This window comes from Mitsuaria sp. GD03876 (assembly GCF_029840635.1).
Lineage (GTDB): Bacteria > Pseudomonadota > Gammaproteobacteria > Burkholderiales > Burkholderiaceae_C > Roseateles.
Genome location: NZ_JAOCCU010000002.1, coordinates 132,946 through 146,377, shown reverse-complemented (window position 1 = coordinate 146,377; position 13,432 = coordinate 132,946). Strand labels below are relative to the sequence as shown.

Annotated in this window: 11 protein-coding genes; 5 read left to right on the top strand and 6 right to left on the bottom strand. The window is 70.8% G+C overall.

What is annotated here, in order from left to right; genetic code table 11:
• Window positions 1-28 precede the first annotated feature (28 nt).
• On the bottom strand, window positions 29-2,905 hold the full coding sequence (locus N5D62_RS02135) for a TonB-dependent receptor (RefSeq protein WP_279755778.1): 2,877 nt from the start codon (window positions 2,903-2,905) through the stop codon (window positions 29-31).
• A gap of 296 nt (window positions 2,906-3,201) precedes the next feature.
• On the opposite strand from N5D62_RS02135, the gene N5D62_RS02130 reads away from it, so the two are divergent.
• The 5 genes from N5D62_RS02130 (at window position 3,202) to N5D62_RS02110 (ending at window position 8,528) form a co-directional block, all read left to right on the top strand.
• Window positions 3,202-4,101, top strand: coding sequence for a DMT family transporter (locus tag N5D62_RS02130; protein ID WP_279755777.1), 900 nt, complete (start codon window positions 3,202-3,204; stop codon window positions 4,099-4,101).
• 82 nt (window positions 4,102-4,183) lie between these two features.
• Window positions 4,184-5,476, top strand: a complete 1,293-nt coding sequence (locus tag N5D62_RS02125; RefSeq protein WP_279755933.1) for a D-tagatose-bisphosphate aldolase, class II, non-catalytic subunit — start codon at window positions 4,184-4,186, stop codon at window positions 5,474-5,476.
• Between the two features lie 39 nt (window positions 5,477-5,515).
• Window positions 5,516-6,691, top strand: a complete 1,176-nt coding sequence (locus tag N5D62_RS02120; RefSeq protein ID WP_279755776.1) for an SIS domain-containing protein — start codon at window positions 5,516-5,518, stop codon at window positions 6,689-6,691.
• 5 nt (window positions 6,692-6,696) lie between these two features.
• Entirely contained in the window at window positions 6,697-7,653 is a 957-nt protein-coding gene (locus tag N5D62_RS02115; RefSeq protein ID WP_279755775.1) for a BadF/BadG/BcrA/BcrD ATPase family protein, read from the top strand.
• 62 nt (window positions 7,654-7,715) lie between these two features.
• On the top strand, window positions 7,716-8,528 hold the full coding sequence (locus N5D62_RS02110) for a DeoR/GlpR family DNA-binding transcription regulator (RefSeq protein ID WP_279755774.1): 813 nt from the start codon (window positions 7,716-7,718) through the stop codon (window positions 8,526-8,528).
• On the opposite strand, the gene N5D62_RS02105 is transcribed toward N5D62_RS02110, so the two are convergent.
• The 5 genes from N5D62_RS02105 to N5D62_RS02085 form a co-directional block, all read right to left on the bottom strand.
• Window positions 8,525-9,415 (bottom strand): ChaN family lipoprotein, encoded by an 891-nt coding sequence (locus N5D62_RS02105; protein WP_279755772.1) that lies wholly within the window; start codon window positions 9,413-9,415, stop codon window positions 8,525-8,527. The genes N5D62_RS02110 and N5D62_RS02105 overlap by 4 nt on opposite strands.
• Before the next feature lie 119 nt (window positions 9,416-9,534).
• Window positions 9,535-10,536, bottom strand: a complete 1,002-nt coding sequence (locus tag N5D62_RS02100; protein ID WP_279755931.1) for a S49 family peptidase — start codon at window positions 10,534-10,536, stop codon at window positions 9,535-9,537.
• Between the two features lie 84 nt (window positions 10,537-10,620).
• Window positions 10,621-11,007 carry a Rieske 2Fe-2S domain-containing protein gene (locus N5D62_RS02095; protein WP_279755771.1) on the bottom strand — a complete coding sequence of 129 codons (387 nt, stop codon included), beginning with the start codon at window positions 11,005-11,007 and terminating at the stop codon, window positions 10,621-10,623.
• 31 nt (window positions 11,008-11,038) lie between these two features.
• The gene (locus tag N5D62_RS02090) at window positions 11,039-11,695 is read right to left on the bottom strand and encodes an HAD-IA family hydrolase (RefSeq protein ID WP_279755770.1); all 657 of its coding nucleotides are present in this window, start codon (window positions 11,693-11,695) and stop codon (window positions 11,039-11,041) included.
• Between the two features lie 31 nt (window positions 11,696-11,726).
• Window positions 11,727-12,689, bottom strand: coding sequence for an RluA family pseudouridine synthase (locus tag N5D62_RS02085; protein WP_279755769.1), 963 nt, complete (start codon window positions 12,687-12,689; stop codon window positions 11,727-11,729).
• Window positions 12,690-13,432: the final 743 nt, after the last annotated feature.

Here is a 13,432-nt window from a genome sequence, read left to right as displayed (position 1 = left end):
CCCCAACGTCCTCTCCGGGAACCCGGCGTCAGAACTTGATGCTCGCGCCGATCGTGAACGCGCGGCCCCAGCGGTTGTAGCCCTGCGGCAGCGTGATCGAGCCGTTGCCCAGCGTGTACTCCTGCTTGGCATCGGTCAGGTTGCGGCCTTCGATCGAGACCTTCAACCAGTTGTTGAACTCGTACGAGGCCTGCGCGGTCAGCCAGGTGATGGCCTTGGCGCGCTCGTTGAAGCCAGGGCCGATCACGTTGATCGCGGTGACGAAGTCATCGGTGTGGTCGGCCGTCGCGCTCAGGCTCCACGGGCCCTTCTCGTAGAGCACGCCCAGCGACGAGGTCGCCGGCGCGATGCCCTCCAGCGGCCGCTTCTCGCCGCCGACCCAGCTGTCGGAGCGGTTGCGGGTGTACTGCGCCCGCACGCCGAAGCCGTTGTCCCACAGGTGCTGGAAGCCGATCTCCAGGCCGGTGACCTTGGCCTTGTCGCCGTTGATCGGCCGCTGCACATTGAACAGGTGGCCCGGCACGCCGATGTCGACGCCGGTCTCCCAGCTCGTCGTGATCTGGTTCTTGATGTCCTTCTGGAACACCGCCAGCGTCAGCGCCGAGTTGCGCGCGTAGTACCACTCCAGCGAGGCGTCGTACTGCTTGGCGCTGTAGGGCTTGAGGTCGGCGTTGCCCGAGTACACCTGCGTGAACGCGCCCCAGGCGACGCTCTCGGTGGTGCTGGTCGGCGCGAGCTGCTCGACCGACGGCCGCGCCATCGTCTTGGCCGCGCCCAGGCGCAGCTGCAGCTTGTCGGTGAAGTGCCAGACGAAGTTGGCCGACGGCAGGCCGTAGGTGTAGCTGGCGTCCTGCCCCAGCTGCGTCGGCTCGCCGTAGACGGCGCTGTAGTTGAAGGGGCCGTTCTCGGTCAGGCTGACGATCTTGGCGTCCCAGGCCGTGGCCGAGGTCTTGGTCTTGACCAGGCGCACGCCGACGTCGGCGCTCCAGCGCTCGCCGGAGAGGTCGGCCTCGACGAAGAACGAGTTGGTGCGTTCCTTGACGCGGTAGCTCTTGAGCGGGTTCCAGACCGGCGCGGCCTGGCTGAAGTCGTAGGTGCCGCCGTCCGGACGCGGCTTGCCGTTGTAGGCCTGCAGCGCCGCGAGGTAGTTGGGCACGTCGAAGCCCAGGAAGGTGCGCGGGAAGCTGCCGCCGACACCGCTCATGAAGTTGGGCGGGCTCAGGCGCTGGTCCAGCACGTTGCCGCCGAGCTGCCCGACGTTGATCGCGTAGCGGTCGGAGTAGTAGTTCTCGCCGCCGTTGATCGCGTTGTCGACCAGGTCGCGGCTCTTGGTGCGCCGCGTGGATTGCACGCCGAACTGGATCTGGTCGACGTTGAACCGGTCCACCGTCCACGCGCCGTTGAGCGTCAGGCCGCGGACCTTGTCGTCGATGTTGTCGCCCCGCAGGCCGAGGTAGTGGGTGTTGAAGTCGTTCGCGCCGAACTGGCCGTTGGCCAGGCCGCTGACCAGCTCGCGGCCGTCGCCGAAGACGGTCTTGACGTCCGGGATCACGGAGCTGCCCACCTTCACCGTCGAGACGTTGGGCTGGTTCATCCGCAGCACCGTGTAGGTGTCCTGCCCGCCGGAATGCCGCTTGGAGGTCGACTGGTACACGTCGCCGTTGAAGCGCAGCGTGTCGGTGGCCTTCCACTCGACGTTGGCGCCGTAGACCGCGCTGTCCACCACGCGATGCGTGGTCAGGTTGAGCAGCTCCGGATTCAGGCGCTTGTCCGGATCCGGGTTGTCCATCGTGAAGCCGGTGACCACGCCGTTCTGGATCTGCATGTTGGACCAGCGGCCCGGCGCGAACAGCGTGTAGTAGGACTGCTGGTAGCCCACCTGCGGCGAGTTCAGCCGCGTCTTGATGCCGTCGACGGTGACCTTGATCGCGTCGGTGGGACGCCACTCGACCTTGCCTGACAGCGCGGTGCGCTTCTTCTGTTCCTGGATCGTGCCGACGCGGAACTGGCCCGGGCCGATCAGCCCTTCCTCATTGGGGTCGAGCACGCCGTTGCCGTTGGGATCGATGTTGCCGCCCCAGGCATTGCCCGGCCAGTTGGCGGCCGGGTCGGAGATCGGGTTGCGCGTCCAGCCGTCCTCGGACCCGGCGGTGTCGGTGCGCACCTTGCGGTCGGCGTAGACCACGCCGAACAGCACGCCCAGTTCCTTGCCGAACGTGTTGCTGTAGGTGGCCGAGATCTTGCCGCCGTTGAGCTTGGACATCAGGTTGCGATCGCCCTCGACGCGCAGCACGCCGTGCTGGCCGGGCTGGTCGAAGGGACTGGCCGAACGCAGGTTCACCAGGCCGCCGATCGCGCCTTCCATCACCGAGGCCTGCGCGGACTTCACGACGTCGGCGCCGCTGATGATGTCCGAGGGCAGCACGTCGAAGGCGAAGTCGCGACCCTCGCCGTCGGTGGCCAGGATGCGGTTGTTGAAGGTCGTCAGCGTGTATTCCGGGCCCAGGCCGCGGACGCTGACCTTCTGGCCCTCGCCGCCGGCGGTGCGCGAGATCGACACGCCGGTGATGTGGCTCAGCGAGTCGGCGACGTTGTCGTCAGGGAAGCGGCCGAGCTCGGTCGCGCTGATGCTGTCCTGCACGCCGCTGGCGCTGCGCTTGAGGTTGAGCGACTTCTGCAGGCTGGCGCGGGTGCCGGTGATCTCGACGCGCTCCAGCGTCTGGTCGGCGTCCTTGGCCTTGGCGTCGGCCTTCGTGTCGGGCTGCGCGGCGGAAGCGGCGGCCGCCGGCGGCTGGACCTGCGCCTGGGCGCTCATCGTGGCCAGCGCGGCGGCGATCGCCGCGGCGACGGCCGCCGGCCGCGGCGCGACCCCGGCGGTCAGGAGGGAGGACAGGGGAGCTCGCATCTCAAGGTTCCTTTGTTGTCGTGTCTGGACCGGATCGACGCAAGTCTATGGGTTCTTTCGATTAATTTCGCATATCGTTTTTACCGACGTTTTGTCTTTCGGTTTTATGAATCACGAAAGAAATCGAGCGTATTGGACACCTGTAGCCATGGCTTGATGCGGGTTGTCGTCCGGGTTTTCCCTCGAAATCACCCCAATTTCGGGCGCTCACGGAAACTTCCGTTGTGTTTCCACTTTCATTGTCCTATTCTTTCGTTCGAAAGTTATCGACCCCTTTCCAAGAACGAAAGCGACCCATGCAACGACATTGGCTGACCTACGCGCTGATCACGACCCTGTTCTGGGGCGCGTGGGGGGCGCTGACGGGGCTTTCCGCCGAGCGCGGCTTTCCCGACACGCTGGTCTACGTCGTGTGGGCGCTGACGATGATCCCGCCGGCCGTCGTGGTGCTGGCACGCGCCGGCTGGCAGCTGCAGCGCGACCGCCGCGCGGTGGTCCAGGGCCTGACGGTGGGCCTGCTGGGCGCGGGCGGACAGATGCTGCTGTTCCGCGCCGTCGAGTCGGGCCCGGCCTACCTGATCTTCCCGATCGTGTCGCTGTCGCCGGCGGTCACGATCGCGCTGTCCTTCGGACTGCTGGGGGAGCGTACCGGCCGCCTGGGCGTGGCCGGCATCGTGCTGGCGCTGTGCGCCCTGCCGTTGTTCGACTTCCAGCCCGGCCAGCAGGGCCAGGCGCTGGGCGTGTGGTTCGTGCTGGCGTTGGTCGTGATGCTGGCCTGGGGCCTGCAGGCCTATTTCCTGAAGACCGCCAACAACGCCGCCAGCGCCGAGAGCGTCTTCTTCTACATGACCGTCAGCGCGCTGCTGTGCATCCCGGCGGCGCTGTGGATGACCGACTTCTCCAAGCCCATTCCCTGGGGCTGGGACGGTCCCGGCCTGGCCGCGCTGATCCAGCTGCTCAACGCCGTCGGCGCGCTGATGCTGGTCTACGCGTTCCGCTACGGCAAGGCGCTGGTCGTCTCGCCGATGGTCAACGCCGGCGCGCCGCTGCTGACGGCGCTCGCCTCGATGGCGATGAGCGGCGCCGCGCCCGGCGGCACCAAGCTGGCCGGCGTCGCGCTGGCGCTGCTGGCCGCGCTGCTGCTGGCCCTGCAACCCGAAGGCGACGCCCCGGCCCCGGCCCGGGCGGAGCCCTGACGCCATCGGTCCCGCGCCAGCCGCCGCCCGCCGCCCCCGCCTCCCACCGCTTTCTCGACAGGAAGGACACCCCTTGAAGTTCATGCTCGATCTCGTGCGGCGCCACAAGCAGTCGGCGCCCGGATCCCCGGCCGGCCCGGCCATCGGCATCCCGTCGATGTGCTCGGCCCACCCGGTCGTCATCGCCGCGACGCTGCGGGAATGCGGCGCGCTCGGCCGGCCGGCCCTGATCGAGGCCACCTCGAACCAGGTCAACCAGGACGGCGGCTACACCGGCATGACGCCGGTCGACTTCCGCCGCTTCGTCGAGGCGATCGCGCAGGTCGAGGGCGTGGACCCCGGCCTGCTGATCCTGGGCGGCGACCACCTGGGCCCGAACGCCTGGCGCAAGCAGGACGCGGCGTCCGCGATGGCCAAGGCCGAGGTGATGGTGGCGCAGTACGTCGCCGCGGGTTTCCGCAAGATCCACCTGGACTGCTCGATGTCCTGCGCCGACGACCCGGTGCCGCTGCCCGAGGCCGACATCGCCGCGCGCGCGGTGCGGCTGTGCCTGGCCGCCGAGCAGGCCTGGCGCGACACGCCCGGGCGCGGCGAGCCGCCGGTCTACGTCATCGGCACCGAGGTGCCGGTGCCGGGCGGCGCGCACGAGGACCTGGACGAACTGGCGGTCACCTCGCCCGACGCGGCCGGCGCGACGCTGGCGCTGCACCGCGAGGCCTTCGCCGCGGCGGGGCTCGACGCGGCCTGGGAACGGGTGATCGCGATGGTGGTGCAGCCCGGTGTCGAGTTCGACCACCACAAGGTCATCGACTACCGGCCGGAGAAGGCGCGCGCGCTGAGCGCGTTCATCGCGGCGCAGCCGGGCCTGGTCTTCGAGGCGCACTCCACCGACTACCAGACGCCCGAGCGGCTGGCCCAACTGGCGCGCGACCACTTCGCGATCCTCAAGGTGGGCCCGGGCGCGACCTTCGCGCTGCGCGAGACGCTGTGGGCGCTGGCCGCGATCGAGCGCGAATGGCTGGGCGCGCCGGCGTCCGGCGACGGGCTGGTCGAGACGGTGCTCGGCGTGATGCGCGCGGAGCCCGGCCACTGGGCGCCCTACTACCAGGATCCATCGCGGGTGCAGGTCGACCTGGCCTACAGCCTGAGCGACCGCATCCGCTACTACTGGGCGCATCCGACGGTGCAGACCGCCTGCGCCGCGCTGCTGGACCGGCTGGAGCACTCGCCGCCGCCGCTGACGCTGCTGAGCCAGTTCCTGCCGCGCCAGTACGAGGCGGTCCGCGAGGGCCGGCTGCGCAACCGTCCGGCCGAACTGCTGCGCGACGGTGCCGCGCAGTCGCTGCGCCCTTACCTCGCCGCCTGCGCCGCCTGAGCGCCGACGCTTCCTTCCACGAGAACAAGACCTGCCACGATGACCCTGCTCCACTTCGATGCCGCCGACCTCGAGCGCCGCGGCGCCGCGCACACCGCGCGCGAGATCGCCCAGCAACCCGACGTCTGGAAGACGGTGCACGCGCTGCTGCAATCGCGGCGCGCGGCGCTGGACGACTTCCTCCAGCCGCTGCTGGCCAAGCCCGACCTGCGCATCGTGCTGACCGGCGCGGGCAGCTCGGCCTTCATCGGCCAATGCCTGGCGCCGGCGCTGCTGCAGCAGCTGGGCAGCCGCTCCGGCCTGCGGGTCGAGGCGATCGCCACCACCGACATCGTCTCCAACCCGGCGCAGTGCCTGCAGCCGGACGTGCCGACGCTGCTGGTGTCCTTCGCGCGCTCGGGCAACAGCCCGGAGAGCCTGGCGGCGGTCGACCTGGCCGACGCCACCGTCGGCGAATGCCACCACCTGGCGGTCACCTGCGCGGCCGAGGGCACGCTGGCGCGCCGCCTGGGCGAGCGCGCGCGCGCCCACGTGCTGCTGCTGCCCGACGAGACGCACGACCGCTCCTTCGCGATGACCTCCAGCTTCACCGGCATGCTGCTGGCGGCGGCCTGGGCCTTCGGCATGGCGCTGCCGGCGGTCTCGGCGCTCAGCGACGCGGCGCGCGCGCTGCTCGCCGCCGAGCCGGAGCGCCTGCGCGCGCTGGCCGACCAGCCGTTCGAGCGGCTGGTGGTGCTGGGCAGCAACGGGCTGCAGGGCCTGGCGCGGGAGGCGGCGCTGAAGATGCTGGAGCTGACCGACGGCCGGCTGGTCGCGATGGCGGATTCGCCGCTGGGTTTCCGGCACGGCCCGAAGACGGTGCTCAACGACCGCACGCTGGTGCTGATCCTGCTGTCCAACGACAGCTACACGCGGCGCTACGACCTGGACCTGCTGCGCGAGCTGCGCCGCCAGGGCCGCGGCCGCGTGGTGGCGCTGAGCACCTCGGCGCTGAACGCCGAGGACGCGCTGGCCGCGGACGACGTGCTGCTCGAGCTGCCGGTCAACGCGCCCGACCTGGCGCTGGCGCCGGTGGCGCTGGTCTTCGCGCAGTGCCTGGCGCTGCTGGCGTCGCTCAAGCTGGGCATCACGCCGGACAATCCGAGCGCCTCCGGCACCGTGACGCGCGTCGTCAGCGGCGTCGTCATCCACCCGCTCGACCAACCGGCCCCCTGATCGACATGAGCTCCGGATCCCCTGACCGCGCCGCCTTCCTCGGCATCGACGGCGGCGGCACGAAGACCTCGTTCCTGCTGCTGGACGGCGACGGCCGGCTGCTCGCGCGGCATGTCGGCCCCACCAGCTACTACCTCGAGATCGGCTTCGAGGCGCTGCGCGCGCTGCTGCGCGACGGCGTCGCCGAGACGCTGCGACTGGCGGGGCTCGCGCCGGCGCAGATCACCTCCGCCTTCGCCGGCCTGCCGGCGAACGGCGAGGACAGCGCGCTGGCGCCGTCGTTCGACGCGCTGCTGGACGGCGTGCTGCCGCGCGCGCGCATCGGCAACGACATGATCTGCAGCTGGGCGGGCTCGCTCGGCGGCGACGACGGCATCAGCCTGGTCGCTGGCACCGGGTCCATGGCCTACGGCCAGTGGGGCGAACGCGGCGTGCGCACCGGCGGCTGGGGCGAGGTCTTCGGCGACGAGGGCTCGGCCTACTGGCTGGCGCGCGAGGGGCTGGGCCTGTTCTCGCGCATGTCCGACGGCCGCGCGCCGGAGGGACCGCTGCTGGCGCTGGTGCGCGCGCAGTTCCAGCTGGCGCAGGACCTGGACCTGTGCGCCGCGATCAACGGCGACGCGGCGCGCAGCCGGCTGGCGCAGTTCGCGCGGCTGGTGTCTGCGGCGGCGGCGGACGGCGACACGCAGGCCGGCGCGCTGCTGACGCGCGCGGGCGAGGAGCTCGCGGCGCTGGCGGTCGCGGTGGCGCGGCGGCTCGCGCTGCCGGCGGACGCGGCGGTGCCGGTGTCCTACACCGGGGGTGTCTTCGAGGCGGGCGCGGCGGTGACCGACGCGCTGCGCGCGGCGCTGGCGCGGGACCTGCCGAACGCGACGCTGAGGGCGCCGCGTTTCGGGCCGGAGCTCGGCGCGGCGATGTACGCGGCGCGGCTGGCGGGTTTCCGCCTACGGCCGCAGGCCTGACGACGGGCTTGCGAACGCAGCCGCGTCGATATCATTCGAAAGTTCACGACTTCCGGATTCCCATGACCACCTCCTCCACCGCTCCCACCGCCGACCGGGCGGATGCCTCGCTGCTGATCGACGAGCGCCGCCAGCTCATCCGGGAGCAGGTGCAGGCGCAGGGCAAGGTGACGGTCGAGGAGCTGGCCGAGCGATTCGGCATCTCGGTGGTGACGATCCGCAGCGACCTGAACGCGCTGGCGGCGACCGGCGCGCTGCTGCGCACGCACGGCGGCGCGCTGGCGCACCGCGACACCGAGGAGGTGCCGATCGGCGTCAAGCAGAAGCTGCATCACGAGCAGAAGGTGCGGATCGCCGTCGAGGCGGCGAAGCTGATCCGCGATGGCGAGACGATCCTGCTGGACTCGGGCTCGACGACCGAGGAGATCGCCAAGCAGATCCGCGGGCTGCGCTTGCAGTCGCTGAACGTGATCACCAATGCGCTGAACATCGCGGTGCTGCTGGCGACGGTGCCGGGGGTGAACGTGATCATGCCGGGCGGGCTGCTGCGGCAGAACTCGTACTCGCTGTCCGGTCCGCAAGCGGTGACGGCCTTGCAGAGCCTCTATGCGGACCGCTTGTTCCTTGGCGTGGACAGCCTGGATCCGGAGATCGGCCTGATGACGCCGCACCTGCTGGAGGCGCAGCTGAACGCGCAGATGATGAAGATCGCGCGCCAGATCGTGGCCGTGGCGGACGCCTCCAAGCTGATGAAGCGGAACCTCTCCGTGATCGCGACCGTCGAGCAGATCGACATGCTGATCACCGACAAGGAGGCCGACGAGGCGATCGTCGGCGAGCTGCGGCGCCGGGGTGTCGAGGTCGTCCTGGCTTAGCGCTTGAACTGCGCGCAGGGATCCTCGCGCGACGGCGCGGGTGCGCGCTCGACGTGGTCGTAGCCGCCGAACGGCGCGGCGCTGCCGGGCTCGAGATAGGCCACCGCGTCGATGTCCGATGCCGGCACGCCGGCAGCCTGCAAGTACACCGGCACCGCCACGTCGCGCCGCACGTGCCCGTTCCCCGCGATCAGCACGACCCGCTTCGCGCCGGCCTGCCGCGCGTCGAGCATCGCCTGCGCCATCGCCGCGTCCCGCGCGCGCTGGGCCTGCACCATGCCGGGCAGCATCGCTTCGGGCATCGCGCCGCAGTGGCCGTCCTGGATGTCCTTGCGCAACGTGTCCTGCTGCGTACCGTTCCACGCGACGCGCGCACGCAGCGCCAGCAGGTCGGCGGGCCAGGCGGCGTCGCCCTCGCGGACGATCTTGCGGACCTGGTCGCGATCGATGTTGCCGCCCCGCACTTCCGCGCCGGACTGCAGCGCGGCCTCGAACAGCGGCTGGTGCAGCGGCCAGCGCCAGCTCTTGCGGTCGAACTTCGCGGCCTCGATGACCGCCTCCACGTCGCCGGGCCGCGCCTGGCGCGCCTGCGCGACGGCCGCGTCCTCGCCGCGCGAGAACTGCTCGAAGACGACGACGGTCTTCGGCTCCTGCGCGATCAGCCGGCGCAGTTGCTCCGCGCGGGCGCGGTGGTGATCGGGGTTGTCGTGGAGCTCGCCCAGCAGGACGAACTCGGGTTCGGGCTTGGACGCGGAGCCGGCGGCGGATGAAGTCGCGGACGCGGTCGCAGCGCCGGTCGCGGCGCCGGTCGAAGCGGAGGGCGTCGCGCAAGCCGCGAGCAGCATCGGAACGAGCGCCAGCGCGGCGCTTCGGAAGGCAGTGTTCATGGGTTCGGTCCTGGGATCAGGGAAACGGGAACAGGCCTGCCGAGCGATGGCTGGGTCGGGCGGAGGGTCAGCGGCGGATTGTCGCCGCCGCCGCCCTCGGAGAGAAACGGATCAGCGGCTCAGCGGATCGTGGCCATCGACCGCATCGCCTTGACCGCGCCCTCGCCCAGCGACGCGCCGAAGCGCTTGGCGATGCGCTCGGCGACGTTGTCGCGCGGCGTGTAGTCGATGACGTCCTCGGCCTTCACCACTTCGCGGGCGACGTAGTCCAGGTTGCCCATGCCGTCGGCCAGGCCCATCTTGACTGCCTGCTCGCCGTTCCAGAACAGGCCCGAGAACATCTCCGGCGTTTCCTTCAGGCGATCGCCGCGCCCTTCGCGCACCACCGCGATGAACTGCTGGTGGATCTGGTCGAGCATCGCCTGCGCGTACGCCTGCTGCTTGGGCGTCACCGGCGAGAACGGATCCAGCATCCCCTTGTTCTCGCCCGCCGTCATCAGCCGGCGCTCGACACCGACCTTCTTCATCACCTCGGTGAAACCGAAGCCGTCCATCAGCACGCCGATCGACCCGACCACCGACGCCTTGTCGACGTAGATCTCGTCCGCGCCCGCGGCGATGTAGTACGCGCCGGAGGCGCAGATCTCCTCCACCACCGCGTAGACCTTCTTGTTGTGCAGCGCCTTGAGCCGCTTGAGCTCGTCGTTGACGATGCCGGCCTGCACCGGGCTGCCGCCCGGCGAGTTGATGCGCAGCACCACCGCCTGCGAGCCCTGGTCCTCGAACGCCGCCTTCAGCGCGGCGTTGATCAGCTCGGCGCTGGCCTCGGTGTCGGGCGCGATCTCGCCGCGCACCTCGACCAGCGCGGTGTGCGGCCCGGTCGCCGCGCCGCCATGGTGCTTGGACGCGAACATCGACCACACCAGCAGCAGCGCCAGCGTCACCCAGATCAGCCGGAAGAAGGTCTTCCAGCGCCGGTCGCTGCGGCGGTCGCGCAGGTAGTCGTGGGCGAACTGCTCGATCACGTGCTCGTAGCGGCCGGGCACGCCGGCGCTGCCCGTGGCCGTCGCCGCCGTCGTCGAGGCGCGAGGCCCCTCGGGCGCCTCGGCCTGCTTGAGCATGTCCTCGGGCCGCGGCGTCGCGTCGGGGATCGGACGCGGCAGGCCGTGGTCCGGGCCGCTGTCGGTGTCGTGGGGATGGGTCATTCAGTCCTCGAAGACGGGTCGCGTGTCGCGGGAGGGATACCAGACCACCTGCCCGTCGCGCTCCCGCACGTCGAGCTTGGTCAGGCCGATGCGGCCGCACATGCCGGTCACGCAACGGCCGTCGCGCGGGTGGTAGACCGCGCCGTGGATGCTGCAGATGATGAATTCCTTGCGGCTGTCCAGGAACTCGCCCTCCTGCCAGTCCATCTCCGTCGGCACATGGGCGCAGCGGTTCAGGTAGGCGACCACCTCGCCGTCGAAGCGCAGCGCGAAGGCCGACGCCGGCTGGCGGAAATGGAGCACGTCGAAGGTGTGGGCGCGGCCGCGCTCCTCCAGCTCGGCGGAGGCGCACAGCGGCACCGGGGTCGGGACTTGCTCGGGCGTCATGCTCGGGAACATCGGGGCGATCTCGCGCGGATCAGGCGTTGGCCAGCAGCCACGCGTGCAGCGTCGCCACGTCGTGCGCCACCAGCAGCGGGTCGAAGTCGAGCAGCGACTCGTGCGCGTGCGCGCCGTAGGTCACCGCCACCGCCGGGCAGCCGGCGTTGAGCGCCAGCTGCAGGTCGTGGGTGGTGTCGCCGATCATGAGCGTGCGTTCGGGCTCGGCGCCGAACTCGCGCATCAGCTCCAGCAGCATCCGCGGGTCAGGCTTGCCGGCGGTCTCGTCGGCGGTGCGGGTGCCGTCGAACAGCGTGCGCATGTCCACCGCCGCCAGCGCCTCGTCCAGGCCGCGCCGGCTCTTGCCGGTGGCCACCGCCAGCCAGTGGTGGCGGGCCTTCAGGTCGCGCAGCAGCTCGGGCACGCCGTCGAACAGCGTCACCTCGTGCGCCGACGCGAAGTAGTGATGGCGGTAGCGCTGGCCCAGTTCCGGGTAGCGCGACGCGTCCAGGCCCGGCAGCGCGTGGCGCAGCGCCTCGATCAGGCCCATGCCGATGACGTAGGCGGCGCGCTCGCGCGACGGCGGCTCGATCCCGAGGTCCGCCGCGGCGGCCTGCATGCAGCGCACGATCAGCGCGGTGGAGTCGAACAGGGTGCCGTCCCAGTCGAAGACGATCAGGTCGAAGCGTTGAGGCATGGGCGGTGGAGGCTGGGCGGAAGGTCCGCGGTCAGGGCGCCGCTCGGCGCAGCGCGGCCAGGAGTGTCTCGCACTCGGGCGGCAGCGGCGCGTCGAAGGTCAGCGTCTCGCCGGTGGCGGGGTGCGTCACGCGCAGCTGGCGCGCGTGCAGGAACATCCGGTCGAAGCGCAGCGCGCCGCGGGCGAGCGCGCGGTTGGCCTCGAAGTCGCCATATTTCGGATCGCCGACGATCGGATGGCCCTCATGGGCCAGGTGCACCCGGATCTGGTGCGTGCGGCCGGTCTTGATCGTGACGTCCAGCAGGCTGTAGCCCGGCCCGTTCGCGCCGGGCAGCGCCTCGGCCACCTTCACCAGGCTGATCGAGCGCTTGGCCTGGTCGACCTGCGGGTCCTTCGGATTCGCGACCGCCCGCACCCAGCGCTCGCCGTCGGCGCCGACGAACTTCAGCAGCGGCACGTCGACGACCTTCTTGCCCTTGGCCCAGGCGCCGCCCACCAGCGCGGCGTAGGTCTTGCCGGTCTCGCGGTCGCGCAGCTGGTCCTGCAGGTGGGTCAGCGCGCTGCGCTTCTTGGCGATCATCAGCAGGCCGGAGGTTTCCTTGTCGAGCCGGTGCACCAGCTCCAGGAACTTCGCCTGCGGGCGGGCGCGGCGCAGTTGCTCGATGACGCCGAAGCTCACCCCCGAGCCGCCGTGCACCGCCACGCCGGCGGGCTTGTCGACGACGATCAGGTGGTCGTCCTCGAAGACGACGGGGAACTCGCGGGCCGGGACGGCGGGATCGGCCGGCTTCTCGGCCAGCCGCACCGGCGGCACGCGGACGATGTCGCCCACCTCGAGCCGGGAGTCGGCCGAGCAGCGGCCCTTGTTGATGCGGACCTCGCCGGAGCGAATGATCCGGTAGACCAGCGTCTTGGGCGCGCCCTTGAGCTCGCGGATCAGGAAGTTGTCCAGGCGCTGGCCGGCGGAGCCCTCGTCGACGGTGATCTGCTTCACCGCGGCCGCCGGAGTCTCGACCGGCACGGCGGGGACGGCCGGCGCCGGGGGCGCCGGGGGCGCCGCGGCGCGTCGCGGTGTCGACGGCACCGTGCCCGGCGCGGGGGGGCGGGCTGCTTTGGCGCCGGGTTTCGCACCCGCCTTCGCAACCGGCTTCGCACCCGCTTTCGCGCCGGGTTTGGCGGGGCTGGCACCCCTCGTGGCACTGCGGGCAGTCCCTGGGGCGGCCTTGCGGGCTTTAGCCCCTATAATGCTGCTTGCCACGTTTGCGTTGTAAGTATTTGATTTTTCTCATTTTACTCGGACGAAAGCGTTCGAGCTCGACAAGAACGTGGCGGTGAGCGGTCAATGTGAGTAGGCTGCTCATTACTTTTGGTGATGCAACATCAGGTTGTCGTCGTCGGGCCCGCTTCCCAAAGCGAGCGGGCAGGCACGGGGGCCGGATGGCAGAGCAACGTCGTCAGAACCATGCTCACGCGGCCGGCCGCATCCTTGGATGTCGGCAGGCGGCGCGGGCAGCACAACAAGGTTTCACGACGTCAGCGCGGGGGTCGCAAGCCCTGGCGCTGACGTCAGCACCCAGGCCCCGTTTCCGGATGTCTTCCTCGGTCTCTCCCACCCCCCGCCGCCTGCGAGCGCGTGTTGGCTTCGTCCACACGCTTGGCTCCGGCCGTGGTCGGGTCGCGCCTCACGCGGCGCGCCGGCGGACCGGGACAGCCGACCCGGGGCCCGCGGCGCACGCG

Excerpts from the sequence above, each read along its gene's own strand:
- N5D62_RS02105 (WP_279755772.1), bottom strand. The coding sequence starts at position 9,415 with ATGAACACTGCCTTCCGAAGCGCCGCGCTGGCGCTCGTTCCGATGCTG.
- N5D62_RS02125 (WP_279755933.1), top strand. The coding sequence starts at position 4,184 with ATGCTCGATCTCGTGCGGCGCCACAAGCAGTCGGCGCCCGGATCCCCG.
- N5D62_RS02100 (WP_279755931.1), bottom strand. The coding sequence starts at position 10,536 with ATGCTCAAGCAGGCCGAGGCGCCCGAGGGGCCTCGCGCCTCGACGACG.
- N5D62_RS02115 (WP_279755775.1), top strand. The coding sequence starts at position 6,697 with ATGAGCTCCGGATCCCCTGACCGCGCCGCCTTCCTCGGCATCGACGGC.
- N5D62_RS02135 (WP_279755778.1), bottom strand. The coding sequence starts at position 2,905 with ATGCGAGCTCCCCTGTCCTCCCTCCTGACCGCCGGGGTCGCGCCGCGG.
- N5D62_RS02090 (WP_279755770.1), bottom strand. The coding sequence starts at position 11,695 with ATGCCTCAACGCTTCGACCTGATCGTCTTCGACTGGGACGGCACCCTG.
- N5D62_RS02130 (WP_279755777.1), top strand. The coding sequence starts at position 3,202 with ATGCAACGACATTGGCTGACCTACGCGCTGATCACGACCCTGTTCTGG.
- N5D62_RS02120 (WP_279755776.1), top strand. The coding sequence starts at position 5,516 with ATGACCCTGCTCCACTTCGATGCCGCCGACCTCGAGCGCCGCGGCGCC.
- N5D62_RS02095 (WP_279755771.1), bottom strand. The coding sequence starts at position 11,007 with ATGACGCCCGAGCAAGTCCCGACCCCGGTGCCGCTGTGCGCCTCCGCC.
- N5D62_RS02110 (WP_279755774.1), top strand. The coding sequence starts at position 7,716 with ATGACCACCTCCTCCACCGCTCCCACCGCCGACCGGGCGGATGCCTCG.